Raw genomic sequence first — 13,460 nt, 5'->3', positions numbered from 1 at the left:
GGACCCGCCCCGCTCTGTGTTTATTATTGCGCCAAATAGGGTGGCGCGTGCCCCCCCGTCAAACCACGAAGTGAGATATGCCATGTTTGCCGTTTTGTCTGTAGCCCGCAAGCGGCTGCGTCTGCCCCGTTTTGCCCGCGTTGCGGCGGCGTCGTTCGGCGTAATCGCACTCACCGCCTGTGAACCGATCGAGATGGGCGGGCTTGGCAGCGGCGGCGGCCAGAAGATTGACGCCAGCCAACCGGTTCCTGTCGCGCTCTTGGTGCCCAAGAGCGATGCGGGCGCCGGCGCGGTGGCCCGTGCCTTGGAAAACGCGGCCAAGCTGGCGGTGGCCGATCTGGGCAACGTGCGGATCGATCTGCGGGTTTATGACACGGCGGGCAGTGCCGCGACCGCTGCTGCGCAGGCACAAAAGGCTGTCGACGACGGTGCCAAGATCATCCTTGGCCCGCTGTTTGGCGAAGCCGCCAACGCCGTGGGCGTTCAGGTGGCCGATGACAACGTCAATGTTCTGAGCTTCTCCAACAACCCGTCGATTGCCGGTGGCAACGTCTTTGTGCTCGGCGCGACCTTCCGCAACACCGCCAACCGGCTGATGGACTACGCGGGCCGCTCTGGCAAAAAATCGGTGACGATTGTCTATCCCAACAATGTTGAGGGCCAGTTTGGCAAGGTCGCCATCGAGGCCGCCGCCGGATCAAATGGCATCGAAGTGACCAGCGCCGAAGGCTTTGACTTCTCGCAAGACGGCGTGGTGTCGGCCATGCCGCGCATCGCCGCTGCGGCGCGCAAATCTGACGCGGTCTTCCTGACCTCGAACGCCGCTGGTGCCCTGCCGCTTCTGGTGCAACTCCTCCCCGAGAACGGCATCGCGCCGGACGCCAAGCAGTATATCGGCCTGGCCCGTTGGGATGTGCCGCCGGCAACGCTGGCGCTGCCCGGTGTGCAGGGTGGCTGGTTCGCCCTTCCCGATCAGACCCGCACAGCCGCCTTCGAGAGCCGTTACCGCGCCGCATACGGCGAGTCGCCGCACCCGCTGGCCGGTCTCGGATTTGACGGCATCGCCGCCATCGGCGCCTTGGTCGCCAAAGGCAAATCGGATGCGCTGACAACACGCTCCCTGACCCAAACTTCGGGCTTCCAGGGTGTTGGCGGCATCTTCCGGCTGCTGTCCGACGGTACAAACGAACGCGCGCTGGCAGTGGCCACTGTGCGCGGCAAAAAGGTGGTAATACTTGACCCAGCCCCCAAACGCTTTGGCGGTGCCGGTTTCTGAACCGGCACGTCCGACTTTCACCGATGAAGACCTGATCTGTCCCGCGGCGCGCATCTTTGATGACGCCGCGGTTGACGCGTTGATGGCCGAATTTGACCGCGCAGAGCAGGCGTCGTTTCGCAAGACGCTGGTCGCGCACCTACTGGCGGCGCGCAAATCGGGCATGGCCGCGATTGCCGAAGAGTTGCGCGCCAATCCGTTAAACGCGATCCCGGCCAAACGCAGCTATACGTGGCTGACCGACAAACTGGTGCTGACCGCTTGGCGCGTGGCGACCGAGCTGTTGCACCCGCTGTCCAACCCGACCGAAGGCGAGCGGCTGTCGCTGATCGCCGTCGGCGGCTATGGCCGTGGCGAGATGGCACCGTTTTCCGACGTCGATCTGCTGTTTCTGACGCCGTACAAGATCACCTCCTGGGCCGAGAGCGTGATTGAATCCATGCTCTATATCCTGTGGGATCTGCGGCTAAAGGTGGGGCATTCGTCGCGCACGGTGCGCGATTGCATCCGGCTTGGCGGCGAAGATTTCACCATCCGCACCGCCCTATTAGAGCATCGCTTGCTGGCCGGAGACGAACCTTTGGCCGAGCGGCTCGACACCCGGTTGAGCGAAGATCTTTTCACCGGCACTGAGCGTGAATTTGTCGAGGCCAAGCTGGAAGAGCGCGACGCCCGGCACGAAAAACAGGGGGGCCAGCGCTATATGGTTGAGCCCAACGTCAAAGAGGGCAAGGGCGGGCTGCGCGATCTGCAATCGCTGTATTGGATCGCTAAATACGTCCACCATGTCAGCCATTCCAGCGAGTTGGTGCCGCTCGGCGTGTTTGACCCCGAGGAATACTCCAGCTTTGAGCGGGCGGAAAACTTTCTCTGGGCCACGCGCTGCCACCTGCACCTTGTTGCGGGGCGCCCGCAAGAACAGCTGACATTCGACCTTCAGGTCGAAGTGGCGTCGGCGATGGGCTATATCGACCGAGGCGGTCGACGGGCCGTCGAACACTTCATGCAGGACTTCTTTCTGCACGCCACCGAGGTGGGGGATCTGACGCGGATTTTCCTGACCTCTCTCGAGGCTGATCACACCAAAGGCCCGGCGCTGATCGAGCGGATTTTCCGCCGCACGCCCAAGGTCAAGGACGGTTACATCGTCACCAACGGCCGTCTGGCGATTGCCGATGAGGCCGCCTTTCTGTCGGACAAGCTCAACATGCTGCGGCTGTTCGAAGAGGCGCTGCGCTCGGAGGTGCTGATCCACCCGGACGCAATGCGCCTGGTGAAATCGAACCTGTCGCTGATTGACGATGACATGCGCCGCGACCCGGCGGCGGCGAAGCAATTCCTTGATCTGCTGCTCAAACATGGCAACCCGGAACGCGCCCTGCGCCGGATGAACGAACTGGGCGTTCTGGCCGCGTTTATCCCGGAATTTGCACCGATCGTGGCGATGATGCAGTTCAACATGTACCACCATTATACGGTGGACGAGCATACCATTCAGGTCATCCACCACCTTGCCGAGATCGAGCGTGGCGAGCTCGACGAAGAGCTTCCGGTGTCGACCGAGATCATCGAGAAAGGTATCGACCGCAAGGTGCTGTATGTGGCGCTTCTGCTGCATGACATCGGCAAAGGCCGGGATGAGGATCACTCCATTCTTGGCGCGCGCATTGCACGGGTGGTGGCCCCGCGGCTGGGGTTGACCAAGAAAGAATGCGAAACCGTCGAATGGCTGGTGCGCTATCACCTGTTGATGTCCGACATGGCCCAGAAACGCGATATCGCCGATCCACGCACGGTGCGCGACTTTGCCAAGGCGGTGAAGACGGTGGAGCGGCTCAATCTGCTCTGCGTGCTCACGGTCTGTGATATTCGCGGCGTCGGGCCGGGCACCTGGAACAACTGGAAAGCGGCGCTGCTGCGCGCGCTCTATCGCCAGACCCGGCGGGCGCTCGAAGACGGTATGGAGGCGCTCAACCGCGAGAACCGCGGCACCGAGGCCAAGAAGGATCTGCGCAAGGCGCTGGTCGATTGGCCCACCAAGGAGGTGCGCGCCGAGACCGGGCGGCATTATCCGCCGTATTGGCAAGGGCTGCATGTCACGGCGCATGTGGTGTTTGCGGGGCTGCTGCGCAATCTGGCCGACAACGAAATCGCCATCGACCTGCACCCCGACGAAGACCGGGATGCCACCCGCGTATGCTTTGCCATGGCCGACCACCCCGGTATCTTTAGCCGGATGTGCGGCGCACTGACCTTGGTTGGGGCCAATGTGGTGGACGCGCGGACCTTTACCACCAAAGACGGTTTCGCCACAGCGGCCTTTTGGGTGCAAGACAGCGAAGGCGCGCCGTATGAGGCCAGCAAGCTGCCCCGGATGCGCACCATGATCCACAAAACCTTGCTGGGCGAAGTGGTGACGCGCGATGCAATCAAATCACGCGACAAGATCAAAAAGCGCGAACGGGCCTTTCGGGTGCCAACGCATATCACCTTCGACAACGATGGGTCGGAAATTTACACGATCATCGAAGTTGATACCCGCGACCGACCCGGCCTGTTGTTCGATCTGACGCGGACGCTCGCCAATGCCAACGTCTATATCTCGTCTGCCGTGATCGCGACCTACGGCGAACAGGTGGTGGACAGCTTTTACGTCAAGGACATGTTCGGGCTGAAGTTCCATTCGCCGGGCAAACAGAAAACGTTGGAGAACAAGCTGCGGACTGCGATCCAGGAAGGGGCGGCGCGCGCGCATTCCTGACGTCAGCTCCGATCTGTTGACAGATCGGTCCTGATCCATTGATGGATCAGCCGATGCGCCGCGACCCCTAAACCGGTGCGACACACCCGATCTGTCAATGGATCAGCCGATGCACTGCGTCCTCTAAACCAGCGCGACACGCCCGATCTGTCAACAGATCGGGACTGATCCATCAATGGATCAGCTACCCCGCAAGCGGAAAAGTTTTATCCGATCTTGCCCAGGGTGTCGCCAACCGCGCCGCCCATTTGACCACGGTGCATCAGGATGTGATCGAGGATCACGCAGGCCATCATCGCCTCGCCCACCGGCACCGCGCGAATACCAACACAGGGATCATGGCGACCCTTGGTGATGATCTCGGTCTCTTCCCCCGACTTGGTGATCGTCTTGCGCGTGGTCAGGATCGACGACGTCGGCTTCACCGCAAAGCGCACCACCACATCCTGCCCGGTGGAAATCCCGCCCAAAATACCACCCGCGTGGTTGGACGCATACACCGGCCCCTCCGGCCCCATGAAAATCTCGTCGGCATTCTCGCTGCCAGTCAGCGCCGCCGTCGCCATGCCATCGCCAATCTCAACCGCTTTCACCGCGTTGATCGACATCATCGCCGTCGCCAGATCGGTGTCCAGCTTGCCATAGACCGGCGCGCCCAGACCCGCCGGCGCGCCCTGCGCCACCACTTCGATCACCGCGCCAACCGAGTTATGCGCGTCCTTGCGCAAGTGGCCAAGATAAGCGTCCCATTCCGGCACAGCCTCGGCATCCGGCACCCAGAAATCATTGCGCCCGATTTCGTCCCAATCAAACCGCGACCGGTCGATATGTTTCTCACCCATCTGCACCATGTAGCCGGTGATCTTCAGCCTCGGCAGCATATGCGCCAGCGCCGCCCGCGCCACGCCACCCGCCGCCACCCGCGCCGCCGTTTCGCGCGCCGAAGACCGCCCGCCGCCGCGATAATCGCGGATGCCGTATTTCTGCCAATAGGTGATATCGGCGTGACCGGGGCGGAATTTCTCAACGATATCGCCATAATCCTTCGACCGCTGATCGGTGTTGCGGATCATCAGCTGGATCGGCGTGCCGGTGGATTTGCCCTCAAACACCCCCGACAAGATCTCGACCTCATCCGGCTCTTTGCGCTGGGTCATGTTCTTGTTCTGTCCGGGCTTGCGTTTGTCGAGCCAGACTTGAAGGAATGCGGCGTCGATCGCGACCCCCGGAGGGCAGCCATCCACCGTCGCGCCAAGCGCAGGCCCGTGGCTTTCGCCCCATGTGGTGACGCGGAACATGCGGCCAAAGGTGTTGTAGCTCATGTGAGACCCTCCATCTGCCCATTTCTCTAAGCCCCCTACCGCTGACCCTCAAGCACAATTGCCTTGTGGCACCCCCATGGGGCGCGTACCACTGGCCCCACCTCGGGGAGCTGTTTCGCGTGAAACTGCTGAGATGCCATTGGCGAACCCGTTGAACCTGAACCGGCTAAAACCGGCGGAGGGAAGGTTGACTGCGTGTGCACCCCCCACTCCGCCCACAACATTTGGAGAGCCCCATGCTGGGACGCACCATCGTTGCGGGACTTGTCACTGCTTCGGCCACACTGGCCAGCGCAGAGACCCCCGTGCTGACTGTTTACGCAGGCGATTATTTCAATTCCGAATGGGGCCCCGGCCCCGGCATCGAACAGGGGTTCGAGGCGCGTTGTGGCTGTGATCTGGTTTACAAGACCGGCGATATTCTGCCCCGCATCCTGCTGGAAGGCGCACGGACCGAGGCCGACGTGGTGATCGGATTGACCACAGACATCACCAAGAAAGCACGCGACAGCGGGCTGTTTGCGCCGCACGGGGTCGACACTGCGTCGTTGACTCTGCCGGTGGCTTGGGACGACGACACCTTCTTGCCGTTCAACTACGGCCACACCGCGTTTATCTATAACAACGAGTTGGTCGTGACTCCGCCCGCAACGTTTGACGCCCTGCTGAACGCCCCCGACGATCTGCGGCTGGTGATCCAGGACCCGCGTTCGTCAATCTCTGGCCTCGCGCTGGTGCTTTGGGTGCAGGCGGTCTACGGCGATGGCGCTCAGGCGGCGTGGGAGAAGCTCGCGCCCAAGATCGTCACCGTCACCAAAGGCTGGTCGGAAAGCTATGGCCTGTTCACCGATGGCGAGGCCGATATGGTGCTAAGCTACACCACCTCGCCCGCCTACCACATCATCGCCGAGGGCGACCTGACCAAATCGGCGGCGATTTTCCCAGAAGGCCACTATTTCATGGCCGAATTGGTGGGCAAACTGGCCAGCACCGACAACCCCGACCTTGCCGATCAGTTCATGGACTACATCCTGACCGAAGAGTTCCAGACCATGATCCCGACGTCGAACTGGTCGTTCCCGGCCGCTTTGCCGGTGGACAAATGGCCCGACGGATTCCGCGATTTGCCGGTGCCCGACAAGGTGCTGTTCTATACCGAGGATGAAGCCGCAGAGCTTCGCGACACGGCAATCGACGCATGGCGCAGCGCGCTGTCGCAGTAATCCCGGCGCTTCTGGTTGCGGGGCTGGTGATCGGCCCCGTGGCTGCGGTGATCTGGCGTGGCGGGGGCCTTGGGGCTTTGGGCGCGGCGGATTTCGATGCGCTGTGGTTCACCATTTGGCAGGCGGCGGTGTCGGCCGCGGTCAGCGTCGCGCTGGCCGTGCCCGTCGCGCGCGCCCTGTCACGGCAGAGGTTTCCGGGCCGCGGGCTGCTCATCGCGCTGATGGGCGCGCCGTTCATCCTGCCGGTGATCGTCGCGGTGCTCGGGCTGCTGGCGGTGTTTGGCGGCAATGGGCTGGTCAATCAAATTGGCGGCGCTTTTGGCCTGCCGCGTATGGATATCTATGGCTATCACGGCGTGATTTTGGCGCATGTGTTCTTTAATCTGCCGCTGGCAACCCGGCTGATCCTTCAGGGGTGGCTGGCGATCCCGGCGGAACGCTTCCGCCTAGCCGCGTCCTTGGACGCGCCGGTGGGGCGGCTGCTGGAGTGGCCGATGCTGCGCCGGATCGCGCCGGGGGCCTTTGCGGTGAGCTTCGTGATCTGCCTGACGTCTTTCGCCGTCGCGCTGACCTTGGGCGGCGGGCCAAAGGCGACCACGGTGGAACTGGCGATCTACCAAGCGTTCAAATTCGATTTCGATCTCGGCAAGGCGGCGAGCCTCGCGCTTGTGCAACTGGCGCTGGGCCTAACGGCGGCGCTGACGCTGTTCTGGCTGTCGCCGCCTGATGGCTTTGGTGCAGGGCTGGACCGTGCGCACGCGCGCTGGGACGGGCAGACCGCGCTGGCCCGCGCGCTGGATTACTGCTGGATCGCGCTGGCGGCGCTGTTCTTGCTGACGCCGCTGGCGATGATCGTGCTGGCCGGTGTGCCGGGGCTTTTGTTGCTGACGCCCGACGTGTGGTGGGCCGCAGTGCGTTCCTTGACGGTGGCGCTGGGGGCCACCGGCGTGACGTTGCTGTTGGCCCTGCCGCTGGCCACCCGGGCGGGCGAATTGGCCGGGCTTTTGGGCGTGGCGGTTTCGGGGCTGGTGCTGGGCACCGGGCTGTTTCTTATCGTGCAGCCGTTCATCCGCCCCGCCGAGGCCGCCCTGCCGGTCACGCTTTTGGTCAACGCCCTGATGGCCCTGCCCTTCGTGCTGCGCATTCTCCGGCCCGAGCTTGAAGCCGCCCGCGCCGATTTCGGCAACCTCGCAGCGACGCTGGGCCTCACTGGCTTTGCCCTGTGGCGCATCGTCTTGTTGCCACGCCTGCGCCGCCCCTTGGGCTTTGCTGCCGGGCTGACGGCGGCGCTGTCGATGGGCGATCTGGGGGTGATTGCGCTGTTTGCCGATGGCGAACACGCGACCCTGCCGCTACAGTTGTACCGGCTGATGGGGGCCTACCGGATGGAGGCCGCGCAGGGGGCGGCACTGTTGCTGTTGATGATGAGCCTGGGGGTGTTCTGGGCCTTTGATCGAGGAGGTCGCACCGATGCTTGAACTGAGCACTGTCACGCTGGAGCAGGCCGGTTTTCACCTGCAAGCCGACGCCACGTTCGAGGGGCAATTCACCGCGCTGATCGGGCCGTCTGGCGCGGGAAAATCCACCGTCCTCAACATGATCGCAGGCTTTTTGCCGCCCTCGACCGGCGAGATCCTCTGGGGCGGTGCTGCCCTTACGGCTCTGCCCCCGGCCAAACGCCCGGTCAGCATCCTGTTTCAGGACAACAATCTGTTCCCGCATCTCACCATCACCGCCAACCTGGCGCTGGCGCTGACCACCCGCCGCCCTTCGAAAGACCAAGTCGCTAAGATCGAGACAGCTTTGGAGCACGTCGGCCTGACCGGCATGGGCGGGCGCAAACCGGCGGAACTGTCAGGCGGTCAGCAAGGCCGCGCTGCACTGGCGCGGGTGCTGTTGCAGGACCGGCCGCTGATGCTTCTGGATGAGCCGTTTTCGGCGCTGGGACCGGCGCTGCGCGCCGAGATGCTCGATCTGGTGGCGCGGCTGGCGGGCGCGGCCGGGATCAAGGTGATCATGGTCAGCCACGCGCCCGAAGATGCGCGCCGGGTGGCGGACCAAACCGCGTGGGTCGGCGATGGCCACTTGCATCCGCCGCAGCCGACCGCGACGCTGTTTGCTGCCCCCCCCGAGAATTTGGCCGCTTACCTCGGGCTGTGAGCGGTGCCTGATCTGTCAACAGATCAGTGCCGATCCATCAATGGATCGGGGGTCCGGCGGCCGCGATGATTCTCTCCGGACCGTTGCCCGTCATGCTTTGACTGCGCGCGGTGCCTGATCTGTTGACAGATCAGCACCGATCCATTGATGGATCGGGAGGCCGGCGGCGGCGATATCTCTCTCCCGGACCGTTGCCCATGACGCTTCAGTAGCGCGCATTGCCTGATCTGTTGACAGATCAGCACCGATCCATTGATGGATCGGCCCTCTCCAAACGCAAAAGGCCCCGCGAAACCGCAGGGCCTTTCGACAATTTACTGCTTTGGCTTACTTGCCTGCCAGCTTGGCTTGCCGTTTCACCGGGGCCCAGATGCGTTTGTTGGTGAGGTACAGCAGCACCGACAGCAGCACGAGGAAGATCACCCCGGTCAGACCCGCCTGCTTGCGCGCCATCATCTTGGGTTCCGCCGTCCACATCAGGAAGGCCGACACGTCTTCGGCCAGATAATGCAGATCGTTGGAATGGCCGTCGGCAAACTCTACCAGACCATCATCCAGCGGCGGGGCCATCGAGATCCAGCCACCCGGAAAGGCGGTGTTCTCATACAGCGTCGCACCTGCTTCGGTCTTTTCCTCGCCGGTGTAACCGGTGAGCACCGCGGTGATGTACTCAGGGCCGCCCATGCCTTTGAACAGCTGGTTCATGCCCGAGCCATACGGCCCGTGAAAACCGGCACGCGCCTTGGCCATCAACGACAGGTCAGGAGCGCCCGCCGCCGTGTTGGCCGGGAAGTTATCCGTGTCCACCGCCGGGCGGAAATCATCCAGCTCGGCATCAAACACTTCAAAGTTCTGCCCGGCATAGGCCCGAACCTGATCCGCCGGCATATGCGGGCCACCTTCGTCGGCCAGCGTGCGCAGCGGCACATATTGCAGACCGTGACAGCCAGCACAGACCTCAGTGTAGACCTGAAGACCGCGTTGCAGCTGGTTCTGGTCAAAGGCACCGAACGGGCCTTCGAACGAGAAGTCCACATCTTCGATGTGACCTTCCGAGCCTGCCGCCCATGCGCCGCTGACGCTCAGCGCCAACGCCGCGACAGCAGAGAGGGTGAGTTTCTTGATCATCATTCTCTCGTCCTCTTATTCAGCCGGCTGGCTGGCGGAGCCAGTGCCTTTTGCGGCCTTCTTGGCCATCTTGGCGTTGAAATCGGCTTCGATGGTGTCCGGCACGGCCTGCGGTTTCTCGATCACACCCAGAAGCGGCAGGATCACCAGGAAGTAGCCAAACCAATAGGCCGACGCGATCAGCGAGAAGCTGGCGTAAGGCTCTTCGGCGGGCATGGCACCCAGCCACATCAGCGCGATGAAGTCGATCACCAGCAGCGCGAACCACCACTTGAACATCGGGCGATAGCGGCCCGACCGTACCGAGGAGGTGTCCAGCCAAGGGGCCAGCGCCATCACGGCAATCGCACCAAACATCGCCAGAACACCAAAGAACTTGGCATCGACGATACCGCCGGTCACGAAGCTGGCAAACTGCACAACCCAAACCTCAGAGGTGAACGCCCGCAGGATCGCGTAGAACGGCAGGAAGTACCATTCCGGAACGATGTGTGCCGGTGTCGCCAGCGCGTTGGCCTCGATGTAGTTGTCGGGGTGGCCAAGGTAGTTGGGCATAAAGCCAACGATGGCAAAAAACACCACCAGGATGACGGCCAGCGCGAACAGGTCCTTCATCACGAAGTAGGGCCAGAACGGCAGGGTGTCTTTCTCGGCATCGGCTTTCGACGTCCGGCGCACTTCAACACCCGTGGGGTTGTTGTTGCCGGTGGTGTGGAACGCCCAGATGTGCACCGCAACCAGCGCCGCAATCACAAACGGCAGCAGATAGTGCAGCGAGAAAAAGCGGTTCAGCGTCGCGTTATCAACCGCCGGTCCACCCAAGAGCCAAGTCTGGATCGGTTCGCCAATGAACGGGATCGCGCCAAACAGGCCGGTGATCACGGTCGCGCCCCAGAAGGACATCTGACCCCAGGGCAGAACATAGCCCATGAACGCCGTGCCCATCATCGCGAGATAGATCAGCATGCCGATGATCCACGTAATTTCACGCGGGGCTTTGTACGAGCCGTAATACAGGCCGCGGAAAATATGCGCATAGACCGCAACAAAGAACAGCGACGCGCCGTTCATGTGGACATAGCGGATAAAGTGGCCGCCGTTCACGTTGCGCATGATGTGTTCGATCGAGGCAAAGGCCAGATCAACATGCGGCGTGTAGTGCATCACCAGAATGATGCCGGTGACGATCTGCAACACCAGACAGAATGTCAGGATAATGCCCCAGATCCACATCCAGTTGAGGTTCTTCGGCGTCGGGATCATCAGCGTGTCATACGCGAGCCCAACGATAGGAAGCCGTTTGTGCAGCCACTTTTCGCCGCCGGACTTCGGTTCGTAATGGTCGTGAGGAATACCAGCCATATCTACGCTCCTTAACCCAGCTTGATGGTTGTGTCGTCTTCAAAGACGGCCAGCGGAACATGCAGGTTCTGCGGTGCCGGCCCTTTGCGAATGCGGCCCGAGGTGTCGTAGTGCGAGCCGTGACAGGGGCAGAACCACCCGCCAAAGTCACCCGCGCCGTCACCCAAAGGCACACAGCCGAGGTGGGTACAGACACCGATTTGCACCAGCCATTCGCCGTTTTCGTCCATCGAACGGTTTTCGTCGGAGGCTGCGGCCTGGCCTTGAATGTTTTCATTCCGGGCCACACCGTCGATCAGCGTGCTGAGATCGACATTGCGTGCTTCGTCAATTTCTTCCTGGGTGCGTCGGCGAATGAACACCGGCTTGCCCAGCCATTTGACGGTAAGCTGTGTGCCGACCTCGACGCCAGACACGTCAACCCGGATCGAGCTGAGCGCGCGCACGTCGGCGGACGGGTTCATTTGATTAACGAGCGGCCAAACCGCGGCACCGGCCGCAACGGTGCCTGCGCCTGCGGTGGCATAGTAGAGAAAATCTCTGCGGGTGCCTTCGTGATCGTCTGCGTGGGACACGAGTGATCTCCATTTCAGCGCCAGATGACTGGCAAAACAATTCCCGGCTGCATCTCAAATCTGACGCAGCTCCCCGGGGCGGTGTTTAGCGCCGCGTCAAAATGACGTCCAGCGTTCAAAAGCGCGCAGGGCACATCGCGCCCTAATGTCGCGCCAAAAAAACGTTGAAAACCGGTCTTGGCGACACCAGTGGCCGGATTGTCCGGTGATTTCGCCAATTTGGCAAACGGGTAGTGGACAGAAATCGTCAAATAACGCGACTCGGGCGAATCTTTTTTGCCGTCGGGAGCTTTTGTCCGCATCCCGCGGCACCCAGACGGCAAATTCAGCCCGTATTCAGCCGGTGTTCACCCCGTGTTCAGCCGGTGTTCAGTCCGAAGGTTCGGTTTCCACCATCGACGGGCGCTCTGCGAACACCTTGTACCAATCGGCCAGCGCGGTGTTGCCGGTGCGCCATTGCCGCGCGGCGTGGCGATAATCGAGATAGGACAGCGCGCAGGCCACCGAGATCTGGCCAATGTCCAGCGGCCCGTGCAGATGGCTGACCCAGCGGGTGTTCAGCGCCGAAACCGCGCGGTCAATCTTGGCCCATTGCGCCTCGACCCACTCCGAAGATCGCTTCTGTTCGGGGCGAAACCGCTCTTCATAGATCATCAGCACCGCCGCCTCCATGATGCCATCGCCGGTGGCCTCAAGCGTGAGCACATCCCACTGGCGTTTTTCGGGGTACAGCGTGCCGCCAACGCGCGCGTTGAGAAACCGGCAAATCACCCGGCTGTCATACAGCGCAGGGGCGTCAGGGCGGATCAAGGCGGGGATCTTGCCCACCGGATTGGCCGCGATAAGCTCGGGCGAAGGGCCGGTGGGCGAGGCCACAACCCGTTCATATTCAACCGCATTTTTCTGGTCGGTCTCGTGCAACGTCACCATGACCTTGCGCACGAAAGGCGACGGACCCGCCATCAGGAGTTTCATGCCGTTCGTCTCCGCAGTGTTTGAATTTCACCGCAGGTTAGCAGCTTACGCGTCCTTGTCCACGCCCCGCATCAGCGCCGCCAGAAGCGCCAATTCCTGCCCCTGACCATAGGCCGCAATGCCATCGGCGGCACGATCGCGCACCTCTCCGGGCTTGTTCTGGCCCAGCTTCCAGGTGCCCTCAACCGCCGCGACCTCAAACCGGAACGGCTGGATCATCCGCATCATCTTGGCCATCACCCCGGGCGACATCTTGTCGGTGGTCCAGGGGCGTTTGGGCCGCAGCCGCTCTTCAAACAGCGCCGATTGCCGGTTCAGCAGATCCCACAGCGCGTCTTGCGGCAGCGGTGACAACCGCCCGGTCAGTTCGACCGCCACATAATTCCACGTCGGCACTTGATCGGCGACCTCATACCAATCGGGCGAGACATAAGAATCGGGGCCATTGACCGCAATCCGCGCTGCCAAAGGCACCGTGCACAGCCGGGCAATCGGATTCGAGCGCACCAGATGCAGCTCGGCCAAGCCGCCGTCCGGTGCCAAAAGAAAAGGCACCTGCGCGATCAGCGGAGCCGCATCGCCATTGCCCACCGTCAGACAGCCGAATCCCCGCTCGCGGGCATAGTCCAGATTTCTGGCCTCGGCCTCGCGGCGAAAGATTGGGTTGGGGTGCATCGC

The 13,460-nt window shown here is 62.3% G+C and carries 12 protein-coding genes and 1 riboswitch; of the genes, 5 read left to right on the top strand and 7 right to left on the bottom strand.

Translation table 11 applies throughout. The features are described 5' to 3' along the window. Window positions 1-82: 82 nt before the first annotated feature. Window positions 83-1,276 (top strand): penicillin-binding protein activator, encoded by a 1,194-nt coding sequence (locus ACW9UO_RS13640; protein ID WP_457086337.1) that lies wholly within the window; start codon window positions 83-85, stop codon window positions 1,274-1,276. After that, entirely contained in the window at window positions 1,236-4,037 is a 2,802-nt protein-coding gene (locus ACW9UO_RS13635) for a [protein-PII] uridylyltransferase (RefSeq protein WP_457086336.1), read from the top strand. The genes ACW9UO_RS13640 and ACW9UO_RS13635 overlap by 41 nt, the downstream gene beginning before the upstream one ends. A gap of 206 nt (window positions 4,038-4,243) precedes the next feature. On the opposite strand, the gene aroC is transcribed toward ACW9UO_RS13635, so the two are convergent. After that, entirely contained in the window at window positions 4,244-5,359 is a 1,116-nt protein-coding gene (aroC, locus tag ACW9UO_RS13630; RefSeq protein ID WP_457086335.1) for a chorismate synthase, read from the bottom strand. A gap of 93 nt (window positions 5,360-5,452) precedes the next feature. Further along, a riboswitch (TPP riboswitch) is annotated at window positions 5,453-5,560 on the top strand. A 35-nt stretch (window positions 5,561-5,595) separates the two neighbouring features. On the opposite strand from aroC, the gene ACW9UO_RS13625 reads away from it, so the two are divergent. Genes ACW9UO_RS13625 through ACW9UO_RS13615 form a run of 3 tightly spaced genes read left to right on the top strand, consistent with a single transcriptional unit; the run spans window position 5,596 to window position 8,742 of the window. Beyond that, the gene (locus ACW9UO_RS13625) at window positions 5,596-6,582 is read left to right on the top strand and encodes a thiamine ABC transporter substrate-binding protein (RefSeq protein ID WP_457086334.1); all 987 of its coding nucleotides are present in this window, start codon (window positions 5,596-5,598) and stop codon (window positions 6,580-6,582) included. Further along, on the top strand, window positions 6,558-8,060 hold the full coding sequence (locus ACW9UO_RS13620; protein ID WP_457086333.1) for an ABC transporter permease family protein: 1,503 nt from the start codon (window positions 6,558-6,560) through the stop codon (window positions 8,058-8,060). Before ACW9UO_RS13625 ends, ACW9UO_RS13620 begins: the two co-directional genes overlap by 25 nt. Next, on the top strand, window positions 8,053-8,742 hold the full coding sequence (locus ACW9UO_RS13615; protein ID WP_457086332.1) for a thiamine ABC transporter ATP-binding protein: 690 nt from the start codon (window positions 8,053-8,055) through the stop codon (window positions 8,740-8,742). The genes ACW9UO_RS13620 and ACW9UO_RS13615 overlap by 8 nt, the downstream gene beginning before the upstream one ends. Before the next feature lie 327 nt (window positions 8,743-9,069). Here the strand turns inward: ACW9UO_RS13615 and ACW9UO_RS13610 are convergent, their stop codons facing one another. From ACW9UO_RS13610 to ACW9UO_RS13585, 6 genes are all read right to left on the bottom strand, one after another. Next, on the bottom strand, window positions 9,070-9,870 hold the full coding sequence (locus tag ACW9UO_RS13610) for a cytochrome c1 (protein ID WP_457088658.1): 801 nt from the start codon (window positions 9,868-9,870) through the stop codon (window positions 9,070-9,072). Between the two features lie 15 nt (window positions 9,871-9,885). Beyond that, complete coding sequence (petB, locus tag ACW9UO_RS13605) at window positions 9,886-11,232, bottom strand: cytochrome b (protein ID WP_457086331.1); 1,347 nt, start codon at window positions 11,230-11,232, stop codon at window positions 9,886-9,888. 11 nt (window positions 11,233-11,243) lie between these two features. After that, window positions 11,244-11,807, bottom strand: coding sequence for a ubiquinol-cytochrome c reductase iron-sulfur subunit (gene petA, locus ACW9UO_RS13600; protein WP_457086330.1), 564 nt, complete (start codon window positions 11,805-11,807; stop codon window positions 11,244-11,246). A 14-nt stretch (window positions 11,808-11,821) separates the two neighbouring features. Then, on the bottom strand, window positions 11,822-12,109 hold the full coding sequence (locus ACW9UO_RS13595; protein ID WP_457086329.1) for a hypothetical protein: 288 nt from the start codon (window positions 12,107-12,109) through the stop codon (window positions 11,822-11,824). A 67-nt stretch (window positions 12,110-12,176) separates the two neighbouring features. Then, the gene (locus tag ACW9UO_RS13590; RefSeq protein ID WP_457086328.1) at window positions 12,177-12,782 is read right to left on the bottom strand and encodes a glutathione S-transferase family protein; all 606 of its coding nucleotides are present in this window, start codon (window positions 12,780-12,782) and stop codon (window positions 12,177-12,179) included. A 45-nt stretch (window positions 12,783-12,827) separates the two neighbouring features. Continuing rightward, the gene (locus ACW9UO_RS13585) at window positions 12,828-13,457 is read right to left on the bottom strand and encodes an FMN-binding negative transcriptional regulator (RefSeq protein WP_457086327.1); all 630 of its coding nucleotides are present in this window, start codon (window positions 13,455-13,457) and stop codon (window positions 12,828-12,830) included. Between the last annotated feature and the right edge of the window lie 3 nt (window positions 13,458-13,460).

The sequence above is a fragment of the Marinovum sedimenti genome (assembly GCF_054052205.1).
Note: the sequence above shows the minus strand (reverse complement) of the source record. Positions and strands in the feature narration are given on the sequence as shown.

Bases quoted from the DNA above. Each gene is read 5' to 3' on its own strand.
- ACW9UO_RS13640 (WP_457086337.1), top strand. From the start codon at position 83: ATGTTTGCCGTTTTGTCTGTAGCCCGCAAGCGGCTGCGTCTGCCCCGT.
- aroC (WP_457086335.1), bottom strand. From the start codon at position 5,359: ATGAGCTACAACACCTTTGGCCGCATGTTCCGCGTCACCACATGGGGC.
- ACW9UO_RS13625 (WP_457086334.1), top strand. From the start codon at position 5,596: ATGCTGGGACGCACCATCGTTGCGGGACTTGTCACTGCTTCGGCCACA.
- ACW9UO_RS13620 (WP_457086333.1), top strand. From the start codon at position 6,558: ATGGCGCAGCGCGCTGTCGCAGTAATCCCGGCGCTTCTGGTTGCGGGG.
- ACW9UO_RS13615 (WP_457086332.1), top strand. From the start codon at position 8,053: ATGCTTGAACTGAGCACTGTCACGCTGGAGCAGGCCGGTTTTCACCTG.
- ACW9UO_RS13610 (WP_457088658.1), bottom strand. From the start codon at position 9,870: ATGATCAAGAAACTCACCCTCTCTGCTGTCGCGGCGTTGGCGCTGAGC.
- petB (WP_457086331.1), bottom strand. From the start codon at position 11,232: ATGGCTGGTATTCCTCACGACCATTACGAACCGAAGTCCGGCGGCGAA.
- ACW9UO_RS13595 (WP_457086329.1), bottom strand. From the start codon at position 12,109: ATGCGGACAAAAGCTCCCGACGGCAAAAAAGATTCGCCCGAGTCGCGT.
- ACW9UO_RS13590 (WP_457086328.1), bottom strand. From the start codon at position 12,782: ATGAAACTCCTGATGGCGGGTCCGTCGCCTTTCGTGCGCAAGGTCATG.
- ACW9UO_RS13585 (WP_457086327.1), bottom strand. From the start codon at position 13,457: ATGCACCCCAACCCAATCTTTCGCCGCGAGGCCGAGGCCAGAAATCTG.